Origin of the sequence: Azomonas agilis (assembly GCF_007830255.1) — a bacterium.
Lineage (GTDB): Bacteria > Pseudomonadota > Gammaproteobacteria > Pseudomonadales > Pseudomonadaceae > Azomonas > Azomonas agilis.
Map to the genome: position 1 here is coordinate 159,287 of NZ_VLKG01000002.1, position 14,054 is coordinate 173,340.

A 14,054-nucleotide genomic window follows, 5' to 3' on the forward strand; every position below is an offset into this window, starting at 1 on the left:
CAGGAGACTGCGTTGTTGCACTATTTATACCGCAAGCCTGCCAAACTCAAAATGATGGCTCTAGGTGTTTCGGCAGCGTTAAGTATGCTGGCCTCCCACGCATGGGGCTTTAGTCTGGATGATGTCTCTGTTCAGGCAGAAAAGCTGGCTGGAAGAGCTTTTGAGACCCCGAAAAGCAATTTACCCAGCTTGTTTCGGGATATGAAATTCGCGGATTATCAAAAAATCCGTTTTAAAGATGATATGGCCTACTGGGGACAAGATAAGACTCCGTTTAAGCTGAACTTTTATCATCAGGGTATGCACTTTGATATTCCGGTGAAAATCAACGAAATCACAGCTACTCAAGTCAAAGAAATCTCCTACAGCCCAGATTATTTCGATTTTGGCAGCCTAACGGTAGATCCTGCTGCTGTAGCGGGTTTAGGGTTTGCTGGATTTAAAGTGCGCTATCCGCTGAATACTCCTGACCGTTTGGATGAGTTAGTCACTTTATTAGGGGCGAGTTACTTCCGCGTTGTGGGTAAAGATCAGGTGTATGGTCTTTCTGCGCGTGGGTTAGCCATTGATACGGCTTTGCCCTCTGGTGAGGAGTTTCCTCGGTTTAAAGAGTTTTGGATCGAATATCCTCAGCCTGATCGACGTAACCTAATCATCTATGCGCTCTTGGATTCGCCCCGTGCCACGGGCGCGTACCGTTTTCAAATCACCCCCGGCCCGGACAGCGTTGTCGATGTTGAGGCGCGAGTGTATTTGCGTGACAACGTAGCTAAACTCGGCATCGCTCCTCTGACCAGTATGTATTTGTTTGGGCCTAATCAGCCTAGCCGCCAAGTAAATTATCGCCCAGCACTGCATGACAGTAATGGTTTAGCCATTCATGCCGGTAATGGTGAGTGGTTATGGCGGCCTTTGAATAACCCTAAGCGCCTATCGGTAAGCACCTTTACGGTCGAAAACCCTAAGGGTTTTGGTTTGCTACAGCGCGGCCACAATTTCAGCCAGTACGAAGATTTAGAAGACCGCTATGATCTGCGCCCCAGCGGTTGGGTTGAAGTAGTCGGTGATTGGGGTAAGGGTCGTATCGAGCTGGTAGAAATCCCTACACCGGATGAAACCAATGACAATATCGTGGCGTTCTGGACACCCGATCAGCTACCTGAAAAGGGTAAACCCCTCGACATTAAATACCGTTTGCGCTTTACCCTCAATGAGCCGGCACTGCACAGCCAAGATTTGGCTTGGGTAAGCCAGACTCGTCTATCTACAGGCGATATCAAACAATCCAATCTCATCCGCCAATCGGACGGTAGTACGGCTTATATCGTGGATTTTGAAGGGCCTGCCCTAAAAAATCTGCCTCCAGAGGCCGAAGTGGCAGCACAGGTTAGCTTGGGAAATAATGCCGATTTAGTAGAGACCTCAGTGCGTTATAACCCAGTCAATCAAGGGCGGCGTTTAATAGTACGCCTGAAAGTTAAGGACGCTTCTAAGCCCGTAGAAATGCGAGCTGCATTGGTCGAGGGTGAAAAAACCTTGACTGAAACTTGGAGCTATCAGTTGCCAGCTAATGAATAAACCTATGGAAACCGCGCTTCCCGATCATTATTTAGATTTGTTACCCCTCTCTGTGGAGGTGCGGGCCGACTTAATGGCCCGTCTTGCAGCCTGTACCTCGGATGAGGAGAAGTTGGTAGCAATCCATGCTGCCTTGGCCGGAGTCCTAGAAGGCTCTGTGTTGGAGTCTGTTAAAGCCCGTCTGTTATTGGGTTGGCCATCAGAGCTTAAGGATGAGTCACTGCTGTGCTCTGATGCTCAAGGACATACGGCGATTCGTTCAGCTCCTCCTATTGTTCGAGCGCCTATGGTGCCGGAGCCTTGGCGTACCAACCCCATTGTGCGTTTGTGGCAGCGTTTAACCGGGCAATCCTCAGAGCAGCATTCAACATCGACCACAGAACCCGATGATCAGTCCAGTTGGCGCAAGGTGGGTGCCCGGCGGCGTTTGGTGCTAGTGGTACTGATGCTAATCCAGAGTAGTGTCGCGATCTGGTATATGAAGCAAGTCCTGCCTTATCAAGGGTGGGCCTTGATTGATTTGGCAGAGATATCCCATCAGGGTTGGGGGGAGTCCTTCCGACAAGTTCTGCCCTATGTACTGCAAACCAGCATCTTATTGTTGTTTGCCATTTTATTTTGCTGGGTATCAGCAGGCTTTTGGACGGCCTTAATGGGCTTTTGGCAACTGGTGACTGGGCGGGATCGTTACAGCGTGAGTGCCAGTTCGGCGGGTGATGAGCCCATAGCTCCTGAAGCACGGACCGCTTTGGTGATGCCAATTGCCAACGAAGACGTTTCCCGTGTGTTTGCCGGTTTACGGGCCACCTATGAGTCGGTAGTAGCAGCCGGGCAGATTGAGCACTTTGATGTATTTATCCTCAGCGATAGTAATGACCCAGATAAGTGTGTCGCTGAGCAAAAAGCATGGTTAGAACTGTGTGACGCAGTGGATGGACATGGACGTATTTTTTATCGTCAACGTCGTCGCCGTGTGAAGCGTAAGAGTGGCAATATCGACGATTTTTGCCGTCGTTGGGGCAGTCAGTACCGCTATATGGTGGTCTTGGATGCCGACAGTGTGATGAGCGGTGATTGCCTGAAGCGTTTAGTGCAACTCATGGAAGCCAATCCGACCGCAGGTATCATCCAGACTGCTCCTAAAGCCTCCGGTATGGATACCCTGTATGCTCGTTTGCAGCAGTTTGCTACGCGGGTGTATGGGCCGTTATTTACCGCAGGGCTGCATTTTTGGCAGTTAGGTGAATCCCACTATTGGGGACACAACGCCATTATTCGCATTGAGCCCTTTATGAAGCACTGTGCCTTGGCTCCCTTGCCGGGTAAAGGGGCTTTTGCGGGCGCTATTTTGTCCCACGACTTTGTGGAGGCTGCATTAATGCGGCGCGCAGGTTGGGGCGTTTGGATTGCCTATGACCTACCCGGTAGCTACGAAGAATTGCCTCCGAACTTGCTGGATGAGTTAAAAAGGGATCGACGCTGGTGTCACGGCAACCTGATGAATTTCCGGTTGTTTTTTGTTAAGGGGATGCACCCTGTACACCGTGCGGTGTTTTTAACGGGTGTGATGTCTTATCTATCAGCGCCCCTGTGGTTCTTATTTTTAGTGTTATCGACCGCGTTGCTGGCCGTACACAAATTGATGGAGCCACAGTACTTCTTCCAGCCGAAACAGTTGTTCCCCGTTTGGCCGCAATGGCGACCGGATGAGGCTATTGCTCTGTTCTCGACCACCATAGTGCTGTTGTTCTTACCGAAACTACTCAGTGTCATTTTGATTTGGCTGCAAGGCGCTAAGGAGTTTGGCGGTAAATTCCGTCTGTTGCTGTCCATGCTGTTAGAGATGCTGTTCTCCGTATTGCTGGCTCCGGTGCGGATGTTATTCCATACGGTGTTCGTGACCGCCGCGTTTTTGGGTTGGTCGGTGCAATGGAATTCTCCTAAACGGGACGATGATGCAACGCCTTGGAGTGAAGCCTTTTCCCGACACGGTTCCCAAGTATTGCTGGGTGTTGTTTGGATGGTGGGTGTTGCAGAGTTGGATGCCGGCTTCTTGTGGTGGTTATCGCCTATTGTGATTTCCCTAATTCTCTCGGTTCCAGTCTCCGTGTATTCCAGTCGTGCTTGCTATGGGGTTGCAGCACGCCGCTATCAACTGTTCCTAATCCCGGAAGAGTATTCACCACCGCGTGAGCTATTAGCCACGGATCAGTACTGCCAACACAATCGGGCTAATGAGCTCACCCAAGGCTTTTTACGCGCGGCTGTTGAGCCTTTGCTGAATGCTTTAGTCTGTGGCATGGGACGTGCGCGACACGCCAAATCGGTGAGGGCAGCGGAAACACTGCGTGACTCACGGATTACCAAGGTGCTAGAAGCTGGCCCTGGAGTCACTTCTGAGGTGCACTGGACTTTGCTGAGTGATCCTCGGGGTATGGCACGTCTGCACCGCAAAATTTGGGCAAATCCGTCCTACAGAAGTTGGATCATTGCCCAGCAGCAGTTGGCTGAAACGGGAACCTTGCCCCATACAGGTTCTTAATAGCAGAAACTACGCCGTAAAAAACACCTGCTTAGGCAGGTGTTTTTATTTAAAGGCTGAGTTGGGAGGTATTGATGCCGCATGTGGGAAAGCGCTGGGATATTTTTTGCGCCGTTATTGATAACTTTGGAGATATTGGCATTTGTTGGCGTTTAGCGCGTCAGTTAGTCGCTGAACACGGATACGCGGTGCGTTTATGGGTGGATGATCTGTATAGCTTTGCACGTCTTTGCCCTGAGGTTAATCCTCGATGTGTTGTTCAGCAGCATCAGGGCGTTGCGATCCATCATTGGCGCAAAGAGGCTTTTATAGAGTTCCAGCCCGAAGCGGTGGTGATTGAAGCCTTTGGATGCACGCTACCTGATTCTTTTATTGCGGCTATGGCCGCTCAGCCTAACCCACCGACTTGGATTAATTTGGAGTATCTGAGTGCAGAGGATTGGGTGGCAGACTGTCATGGTTTAGCTTCTCTGCAATCTTCAGGGCTCAAGAAGTTCTTTTTTTTCCCGGGGGTACAGCCTAAGACAGGCGGAGTCTTACGGGAGCCTGCTCTGTTAGATCAGCGGAACACCTTCAAGGCTCAGCCTCAGACTCAGCAGCGTTTTTTGGCGGACTTAGGGATATCTGTAGCGCCCAATGAGCGCCTAATTTCCGTTTTTGCCTATGAAACTCCCGGGATTAAACCTTGGCTAGAGTTGCTGCAACAAGCTACCCAGCCGACGCATTTGTTGATTCCTGAAGGGCGGGTTTTGACCAGCTTTGCGATGGCATTAGGAGTGGATGCCCTCTGTCCGGGAACTCATATTCAGCAAGGTTCATTACATCTTTGGGTTTTGCCGTTTTTAACTCAGGAGGATTACGATCGTCTGCTGTGGTGCTGCTCCCTAAATATTGTGCGGGGGGAGGATTCGCTGATTCGCGCTCAATGGGCTGGAGTACCCTTGATTTGGCATATTTACCCTCAGTCGGATCAAGCCCATTGGGGAAAATTAGAGGCATTTTTTCAGCATTACACCCATAGCATGCCACCGAGTGCTGCCACAGCGCTGTGGCAGTTGTGGCGATCTTGGAACGCTTTTGAGGGGTTGGAGCAGGCTTGGTCTGCATTAGAACCGTATGAGCAGGATTGGTCGCAGGGTGCTGCTGTTTGGTTGGATACACAGAGTCACCGCCCAGATTTAGCCAGCGCCTTGGTTAAATTTGTAACAGATCAATTCTGAAATAGAAAGCACAAAAAGCGACAAGTACAACTTGTCGCTTTTTGTGCCTCCCACGTCCATGAGGCATCGTCCTGATGAGTCGCTATCCTGCGAGGTTCCTAGCAACCGGCCTTGGCTGCTTTGCTAATCCTTTAGCCTTGGTTGAGACTCACTTTACTGTAGTGCTTGGGTAGAAAAAATCGGTGATTCGCCCAATTTCTTGTAGGTCATAACCTACAACCTGCGTAGGTTCGTATTCTTTAGTTAATCTTATCTTTGAAATGATCTCTCTAATATGAGGGTTAATGCCTTTAAATTTGATAATAATTATTATTAAATAATGCTAGAAAAGCTTTCTTTCGTGTAATAAGTCGCGGGGACTGGGCTAATAATCAAGGTTTGGCTTAGCAACAAGGCTGAATACTAAGGACGAGGATTTGTTTGTGAAAAAAATGCGGGTGTTGAGCAGTCTTCTATTGAGCATATTGGCCGGTTGTGCATCACAAGATCAGTCGGCACAAAAAACACAGGCCGAATACTTAGCCTTAGTTCAGTCTACAAATGAGGCAGAAGCCAAAGCTAATGCAACGGCTAAAGCCGTGACAGGTGCAGTAGCTGGTACTCAAGAAGGGGAGAAAACCCCAGGCATGATTGAAGTATCGGACGAAAACCTTAGCGCCATGGCTCGGCATATGGTGGCTGATATTCCCAATGCATCGCGTGTGGACACCAGAGGTGGCCCAGCCCGTATCGTCTTAGATCAAAGTTATTTCACTTTAGAAAATGGTCTGGTGATGGATAAGGTTTTGTTCACCCACCGTTTACTGGCTGAGTTTAAGAAGACTCGGGCGCGGCAATTGGAGTTTACAGACCAACGCAGTGGTTCCGGTTTAGGCGGAGGATCTTCACGGGGGACGAGTAAAAAAAGCAGCTCCAGCGGAAATACGGGCGGCTCTTACCGTTTAGAGGGAACCTTTACCGCCTTACCACCTGCTGCCGACCAATTTGATGCCCAAACCTACGAGTTCCGCTTGGTAGATACCAGCAGCAGCGCGACCGTTTGGATGGGTAATTTTGATATCAGCACCCCTTTGAGTGCGGTGGAACAACAGCAACCTACTAAAAAATAAGAGGATTTAAACCTATGTTCGCAATGAGCCGTACTCGTACTCTGTTGGCATCTTTGGTGTTAGTGGCGCCCTTTGCCCAGGCGCACATGCTGTGGTTGGAGCGTCCTAGTGACAGCCTGACCCAAGCTTATTTTGGTGAGTTTGTAGATGATGTGCGGGAAACCCAAGCAGGCCCACTAAAGCGCTTTGAAGGCTTAAAAGCACTGCAAGCCGGGAAAACACTGGACAGCCAAGCTAAGGATTCCAGCTTTGATTTTGCCACCAGCGGCTCAGCGGACGTGCGTTTAAGCAAAGCTTTAGTGCATAAAGACACTCGTGTGATTTTTGATGCTAAAGCCGGTCGCCATGAGACTAAAGCGGATGACAGTCTAACGCTGGAGTTAGTGCCTGAAGCTGCTGACAGCAATACCCTGACTCTGATGTTCCAAGGTAAGCCGCTTGCTAAGACTGAAGTGACGGCTGTATCTCCGCAAAAATGGAGCAAATCCTTCCGTACGGATGAGCAAGGTAAAATCACCCTTGAAACGCCTTGGCCGGGAATCTATGTGTTAGAGGTGGCTCATACGGTAGAGGCTAAGGGGGAGCAAGAGGGTAAAACCTACGAGAAGACCCGTTATGTTCATACCCTGAGCTTGTTGGTTCCAGAAAAGGGCTGAAATGCAGCCCTTATCCCTTGAAGGACGGCCTATTTCAACAGAGCAAAATTCAGACGCTGATTTATCCGATCACTATCAGGAAGTTGGCCAGCTGTATCAGCACCATCAAGGTTGGTTAGTCGGGTGGTTACGTCAGCGTCTGGGTTGCTCACACCATGCGGCCGATTTGGCTCAGGATACCTACCTTAGGTTACTCAATGGCCGTTTGCCGGAGCTGCGAGAGCCTCGGCATTACTTAGTAACGGTCGCCAAAAGGGTCATGGTGGATCACTTTCGGCGCTGGGCTTTAGAGCGTGCTTATCTGGAGGCTTTGGCCGCCCAACCAGAGCTTGAGGAGCCTTCACCGGAAAGCCGTGTGCAGCTTATGGAAACCCTATTGGCACTGGATGCCATGTTATTGGGGTTAGGGGAAAAAACTCGGCAGGCATTCTTAATGGCTCAGCTTTTGGGCATGGGTTACGCCGAAATTGCCGAGAAGTTGGAAGTCTCCGTCAGCTCTGTGACTAAGTACATAGCCAAAGCCACGGAGCAATGTTTGCTCTTTGCTTTGGATGCCGACCTCTGATGAGTATAAACAACCAACAACAGCGTGAGGCTCTGCGTATGGCGGCCCATTGGAGCGCCGTGTTAGGAGCAGAACGGGTGCGCGCTGAAGATCGGCAAGCTTGGCAAGATTGGTGTCAGCAATGCCCAGAAAATCGGTGGGCTTGGCAACGATTGGAGCAATTACAACAACAATTACAAGGCGTTACGGGCCCTTTGGCCTATCAAATGATTCAGGACAGACCGAATTTAGGACGCCGGGCGGCCCTCAAAGCTTTGTTATTGACGGGAGGCACTTCCGCTTTATTGTGGGGCGTTTCCCGACAACTACCTTGGACTCATTGGATGGCGGATCAGCGCAGTGCTACCGGTGAGCGTCGATTATTGGTCTTGGATGATGGTTCGCGTCTGACTCTGAATACAGCCAGTGCCGTAGATATTCATTTTGATGAGCAGCATCGCCAAGTCAGTTTGCTGGCCGGGGAGATTCTTGTAGAAACAGCTCCTGATTCCATGGCACGTCCATTCTGGGTGATGACCCGTGATGGCTTAGTTCAAGCGCTGGGAACACGCTTTGTGGTGCGCGAATATCCAGAGCATATGGAGGTGAACGTGCTAGAACATGCCGTCAACCTCTACCCCCATCGAGGCGCTGAGCATATGGTGCGGGCAGGCCAATCGGCTCGTTTTAATACTCAGCGAGTACTTGAGGTGAACGGCTTAAATTCTACTGCTACGGATTGGCTGCGTGGGCGATTGGTGATTGATAATTGGCGTTTGGAGGATTTATTAGCCGAACTCTCTCGCTATCGGCCGGGGTATTTATCCTGCGATCCTACTGTGGCTGACTTACGCATTTCGGGTGTTTTTCCGCTGGATAATACCGATCAAGCCCTCATGGCCATCAGTCGGGCCTTGCCTGTGGTACTGGTTTCCCGCACGCACTACTGGGTGCGTTTACAGCCACCTGTCTAACGGCTGAAAAAATTTTCGGCGGCATTGTCGATTTTAGTCCTCTGATACGACTCCTTAGCGAATGAAATAAATTCCTATCTCTAAGGAGTCCCATCCCATGTCGTCCCCTGTGCCCCATGCGGTACTTAAACCCTTGGTTACTGCGTTGCTTAGCACCTCATTGAGCCTGTCTTCTGGATTTTTAATCCTGCCCTTAGTGCTACACAGTGCATCGGTTAAGGCAGAAATACGCCAGTTTGATGTACCCGCTGGGCCTTTGGGACAAGCGCTCAGCCGTTATGCCAGCCAAGCCGGCGTTGTGCTTTCTTTTGAGGCTGGGTTGACCCAAGGACGGCAGAGTGCAGGATTGAAGGGGGCGTATGAGATTACTCAGGGCTTTAATCTGCTCTTAAAGGGCACAGGTTTAGCCGTGCAGTTTTTGGACAGCAAAACTGCCCGTCTTGAAGTCATTCCCAGCCATGAAAGCAGCATGGCGTTGGATAATATTTCCGTAGCGGCTACCCAGCGTTTAGGCGCGACTACTGAGGATTCAGGCTCCTACACCACCGGCCCCATGAGCACCGCGACCAAACTACCGTTGTCCATTCGGGAAACGCCGCAGTCCATCACCATTATTTCTCGCCAGAGGATGGACGACCGCAAGATCGAAACCCTGAACGATGTATTGGAGGAAACGCCGGGCATTACCGTACAAAAGACCAGTCCGCAGCGGGCGTACTATTACGCTCGGGGATTTAACATCGACAACATCATGTACGACGGTTTACCGACCAGTCAGAGCTACCCCAACGACGATGCCATCGCCTCAGCCAATATGGCCATGTACGACCGAGTGGAGATTGTGCGCGGCTCTACTGGCTTGGTTCAGGGCGCGGGTAATCCTTCAGCAGCAATTAACTTGGTACGGAAGCGACCTACAGCGGATACGCGTGTTTCCATTACCAGCAGTGCTGGTCGTTGGGATGATTATCGCACCGAAATAGATGCCTCCAGCCCGTTAAACAGCGGCGGTAGCATTCGTGGGCGCACGGTATTGGTGTATCAAAATAAGGACAGTTTTCGCGATTATGAAGAGAATGAGAGTTCCTTATTTTACGGCATTCTCGAAGCCGATCTCTCGACTAGAACGGTGCTGACGTTCGGGGCTTCTTATCAAAAAGAAAACAATGGCGGCACTGCTTGGGGTGCTTTACCAGTTGCCCGCAATGGAAACAGTTTGCACCTGCCGCGCTCCACTAACTTGGGCAGTGAATGGGAATACTGGGATAAAGACACTACCTTTGCTTTTAGTGAGTTAAACCATAGTTTTGATAACGGTTGGAAGTTGCGTTTTGCGGCCACTAAAATTTGGTCTAGGTTAAATATGGGCGGAACCTATATCGGTATGAATAGCGACGATACTTATAATCAGCGCTATGGAAAGTATGATTATGTCAGCGACCAAAGTAGTTATGATTTTTTTGCCAGCGGCCCCTTTCAATTATTGGGGCGTGAGCATGAGTTAGTTGTTGGAGGAAGTAAGCGTGAAAGTTATTTTGATGGTCACGGTGGGGGCACAATTACTCGCTCTGTATTAGATATCTATACTTGGGATGCTAATGCGGTATCTGAGCCAGAAGTTAATCAATCCAGTTATAAAAATAATGAACATAGCAAGCAAACGGGTACTTATTTAACTACGCGCTTAAACTTAACCGATAATTTGAAATTTATTTTGGGTGGCCGTCTGGACTGGTATGACTTTGATAATAAATGGAAAGCCTATGGTACGCGCACCAAGTATAAAGTAACTCGCGAAGAAACCCGCTATGCAGGATTAATCTATGATTTAGACGAAAATCACTCCATCTATGCCAGCTATACAGATATTTTTAAGCCGCAAAGCAGTACCGATGGCAGTGGCAATGTTATTGCGCCTATTGACGGTAAAAACTATGAAATGGGATTCAAAGGTGAATACTTTGATGGCGCATTAAATGCCAGTATTTCCATCTACCAATTGGATCAAAAAAACCGTGCTCAAGCAGTGGCTGATCAGGCCAATGACTGTCCTTTATATCCCTATACCACCTGTTACGAGGCTTCAGGAAAAGTACGTAGCCGAGGGATAGATCTGGAAATTAACGGAGCTTTAATGCCTAATTGGCAAGTTGGAGCAGGTTATACTTATGTGTCCACTAAATATAAGCAAGATGCTGATGAAAGCAGAGAAGGATCACTCTATGATACGGATATTCCGCAGCATATCTTAAAAATATCTACGACGTACCAATTACCGGGTGCACTCAATCAGTGGTATGTAGGCGGTAGTTTGTATCGGCAGAATACTATTTATAATAAAGGTGTAAGCAATGGTGTTGACTATTACATTGAGCAGGATGCTTATACCTTAATTGATTTAATGCTGCGTTATAAAATGAGCGAATATTTTGATACCCGCCTCAATCTTAATAATGTATTAGACCGCAAGTATTATCAAAGTATTTCTGGCAGCCCAACTTATGGAACAAATGTATACGGAACCCCACGTAATGCTGTTTTGACCATGAAATATACTTTTTAACCGCAGTGAATGGGGTTGGCTAGTTAAGGCCATAAACTGCTTTTAGACTATGGACTTTTGGGTCGCGTACTCAATCGAATCAAGGAGTCCTATGAGCCAGTCCCAATTCAGCCTACTGCGCAGTCGGCGGTTTTTGCCCTTTTTTATCACCCAGATGCTGGGCGCTTTTAACGACAACCTCTATAAACAGGCATTGGTTTTGGCGGCTTTGTTTAAGCTCGGCACCGAGTTGGACTCTAGCCTGCTGGTTAACCTCTGTGCGCTGCTATTTATTCTGCCGTTCTTCTTGTTTTCGGCTTTGGGTGGATTATTGGGTGAGCGCATGGCTAAGGATCAGCTCATGCGCCTACTCAAGCTGGCCGAATGCTTGATTATGCTATTGGGCGCTATTGGCATTTTATGGGGCCATTTGAGTTTAATGCTGGTGGCGCTGTTTTTGATGGGCACTCAGTCCGCTCTATTTGGGCCGGTTAAGTACTCGATTCTGCCGCAACATTTGCAGCGCCAAGAGCTGTTAGGCGGCAATGCGCTGGTGGAAACTGGCACCTTCCTAGCGATCTTAGGGGGTTCCTTATTTGCGGGCTTACTGGTAGCGGGTGAAGCCTATGCCCAATGGGTGGCTTTTTTCGTTTTACTGATTGCCGTATTAGGGTATCTGGCCAGTCGTTGGATTCCACCAGCTCCTCCAGCGGTTCCGGGTTTACCGCTACATCTGAATCTGTTTCGGGAAACCCAAAGTGTCTTGCGCTTAGGGTTATCTCGGTCGCCGCTGATTTCCCGTTCTTTGCTGGGTAATTCGTGGTTTTGGTTTATCGGCGCACTCTATCTGACCCAAATTCCCGCCTACGTCAAAGAGATATTGCAAGGAGACGAAACCCTAGTCACCTTGATTTTGATGCTGTTTTCTGTAGGCATTGCCTTGGGTTCGCTGCTGTGTGAGCGGCTGTCCGGGCGGCGTTTGGAGGTAGAGGTCGGCTTAGTACCCCTCGGTGCCTTGGGGCTTAGTGTATTCGGCCTGCTGTTGTGGTGGCACTCGGCATCTATTGTGCCGGTGTCTGAGATGCGCCTTGGATTGGCCGCGCTAACCCAAGATTTTGGGATCATCTGGGCGTTGTTGGATATTTTAGGGCTGGGTATTTTCGGCGGGATTTATATTGTCCCTCTGTATGCCTTGATCCAAGAGCGCACCCAAGAGCAAGAGCGTACCCGGGTGATTGCGGCCGGAAATATCCTCAATGCCGTCTTTATGCTGGGTTCCGCGATTTTAGCCATGATTGTGTTAACCGGGCTGGGCCTAAGTATCCCAGAGCTGTTTTTTTTGGTCGCGCTGCTCAATGCGCTGGCTAATATTTACCTGTGCTGCGCCGTACCCGAGTTTTCGCAGCGGATACGGCAATGGTTACCCAATTAGCCTTCGCTGGGCAGTTCTTCGCCGCCTAAAGCCTCAATAAGGGCGGGTAAAAACTGGCTGAGGGTCAGCATCATCAGGCTAAAGCTGGCATCTTGCTGAGCGAGATCCTCATCGCCGCCTTCTTGCTCCGCCTGTTCTTGCAACAGATCGTCAAAGCGCAGGCGTTTGAGGCAGAGTTTTTCATCCAGCACAAAGGACAGCTGATCCTGCCAGCCCAATGCCAATTGAGTAACACGTTTGCCCGCTTGCAGATGCTGTTGAATTTCCTCGCTGGTCAGGTCTTGGCCCTTGCAGCGGATGCTGCCGCCGTCTTCGTGGGTATCTTGCAGCTCGCATTCATTGAGTAGGTTTAGGCTGTGGCTGGCTTGGCACTCCTGTACCCAGCGGGTGAGGGTTGCAGAGGGGGCCACTTTAAGGCTTAGAGGCCGCACCGGCAGAGAGCCCAGAGCTTCGCGCAGGGTTGAAAGTAAATCCTCCGCTTTTTTCGGGCTGGCACTGTCGACCAAGATCCATCCTTGTTGTGGCGCTATGGCGGCCCAAGTGGTGGCTTTACGGATAAAAGCGTGGGGCATCAGAGTGTGCATCAGCTCTTCTTTAAGCTGATCGCGCTCTTTTTTATACACCTTGCGCATCTGCTGGGTTTCAATTTCGTCGATTTTTTCCTGCAGCTGATCTCGCACCACGCTGTTGGGCAGAATGCGTTCTTCTTTGCGGGCGGCGATCAGTAGAAAGCCATTACTAGCGTGTACACGGGGCAGATGTTCTGCTTTGCCTAAGGGGGCGGTGAAGCCATAGGTGCTGGGTTCTTGGCTGGGGCAGGGGCGGGCCGCTTTGGTATTGAGGGCGGCTTCCAAGGTTTCGGGGTCTAAGGGAATAGAGCGGGTGAGGCGATACACAAGTAAGTTACGAAACCACATGGAGCCTAGATCCTTTAAAAAAGCAAAGTTGCATTATTCCCTGTAGTGCTTACAGAACCAATGCTGGCGCGCTTTCAAGACCGCTTTGAGAGGGTACTTTGTGGGACATTATTCAAATATTTAAATTTTTTTGAAAAAAGTACTTGCGTACCTGCGTTTCACTCTCTAAAATGCGCACCACTTCGAGAGCACAAGGGTGATTAGCTCAGCCGGGAGAGCATCTGCCTTACAAGCAGAGGGTCGGCGGTTCGATCCCGTCATCACCCACCACTCGAGGTAATGCGCAGCGGTAGTTCAGTCGGTTAGAATACCGGCCTGTCACGCCGGGGGTCGCGGGTTCGAGTCCCGTCCGCTGCGCCACATTAAAGAGTTTAGCGTAGACTGAAGCGCAAAATTCTAGCAGAAAAAGCGACTCAAGCAGTCGCTTTTTTTACGCAACCACGCAGCGGTAGTTCAGTCGGTTAGAATACCGGCCTGTCACGCCGGGGGTCGCGGGTTCGAGTCCCGTCCGCTGCGCCATACCTCAAGCAAAAAGCCCCT

At 49.9% G+C, this 14,054-nt stretch carries 9 protein-coding genes, 3 tRNA genes and 1 pseudogene; 12 read left to right on the top strand and 1 reads right to left on the bottom strand.

The window, feature by feature from the left end; translation table 11 throughout:
• Positions 1 to 54 precede the first annotated feature (54 nt).
• The 9 genes and pseudogenes from LX59_RS03065 to LX59_RS03105 all read left to right on the top strand — a co-directional run.
• Positions 55 to 1,578, top strand: coding sequence for a glucan biosynthesis protein G (locus LX59_RS03065; RefSeq protein WP_211354820.1), 1,524 nt, complete (start codon positions 55 to 57; stop codon positions 1,576 to 1,578).
• The gene (gene mdoH, locus LX59_RS03070) at positions 1,571 to 4,120 is read left to right on the top strand and encodes a glucans biosynthesis glucosyltransferase MdoH (protein WP_144570384.1); all 2,550 of its coding nucleotides are present in this window, start codon (positions 1,571 to 1,573) and stop codon (positions 4,118 to 4,120) included. The genes LX59_RS03065 and mdoH overlap by 8 nt, the downstream gene beginning before the upstream one ends.
• Before the next feature lie 74 nt (positions 4,121 to 4,194).
• Entirely contained in the window at positions 4,195 to 5,340 is a 1,146-nt protein-coding gene (gene earP / locus LX59_RS03075; RefSeq protein ID WP_144570385.1) for an elongation factor P maturation arginine rhamnosyltransferase EarP, read from the top strand.
• A gap of 422 nt (positions 5,341 to 5,762) precedes the next feature.
• On the top strand, positions 5,763 to 6,449 hold the full coding sequence (locus LX59_RS03080) for a hypothetical protein (RefSeq protein ID WP_144570386.1): 687 nt from the start codon (positions 5,763 to 5,765) through the stop codon (positions 6,447 to 6,449).
• 14 nt (positions 6,450 to 6,463) lie between these two features.
• Positions 6,464 to 7,105 carry a DUF4198 domain-containing protein gene (locus LX59_RS03085; protein WP_211354809.1) on the top strand — a complete coding sequence of 214 codons (642 nt, stop codon included), beginning with the start codon at positions 6,464 to 6,466 and terminating at the stop codon, positions 7,103 to 7,105.
• 1 nt (position 7,106) lies between these two features.
• The gene (locus tag LX59_RS03090) at positions 7,107 to 7,670 is read left to right on the top strand and encodes a sigma-70 family RNA polymerase sigma factor (protein ID WP_144570387.1); all 564 of its coding nucleotides are present in this window, start codon (positions 7,107 to 7,109) and stop codon (positions 7,668 to 7,670) included.
• A complete protein-coding gene (locus LX59_RS03095) occupies positions 7,670 to 8,623 on the top strand; it encodes a FecR domain-containing protein (protein ID WP_246118661.1) in 954 nt (317 codons plus the stop codon). The genes LX59_RS03090 and LX59_RS03095 overlap by 1 nt, the downstream gene beginning before the upstream one ends.
• A gap of 97 nt (positions 8,624 to 8,720) precedes the next feature.
• Positions 8,721 to 11,186, top strand: a complete 2,466-nt coding sequence (locus LX59_RS03100) for a TonB-dependent siderophore receptor (protein ID WP_144570388.1) — start codon at positions 8,721 to 8,723, stop codon at positions 11,184 to 11,186.
• Positions 11,187 to 11,277: 91 nt separating this feature from the next.
• Positions 11,278 to 12,588: pseudogene (locus tag LX59_RS03105) on the top strand (MFS transporter); the annotation flags it as partial.
• A 5-nt stretch (positions 12,589 to 12,593) separates the two neighbouring features.
• On the opposite strand, the gene rdgC reads toward LX59_RS03105, so the two are convergent.
• Positions 12,594 to 13,514: a recombination-associated protein RdgC gene (rdgC, locus tag LX59_RS03110; protein WP_144570390.1), complete on the bottom strand. Its 921-nt coding sequence runs from the start codon at positions 13,512 to 13,514 to the stop codon at positions 12,594 to 12,596.
• Between the two features lie 194 nt (positions 13,515 to 13,708).
• Here rdgC and LX59_RS03115 point away from each other — a divergent pair.
• From LX59_RS03115 to LX59_RS03125, 3 genes are all read left to right on the top strand, one after another.
• Positions 13,709 to 13,784 (top strand) — tRNA-Val (locus LX59_RS03115).
• A 13-nt stretch (positions 13,785 to 13,797) separates the two neighbouring features.
• Positions 13,798 to 13,874: transfer RNA gene (locus LX59_RS03120), tRNA-Asp, on the top strand.
• An 82-nt stretch (positions 13,875 to 13,956) separates the two neighbouring features.
• Positions 13,957 to 14,033 (top strand) — tRNA-Asp (locus LX59_RS03125).
• The last annotated feature ends 21 nt before the right edge of the window (positions 14,034 to 14,054 follow it).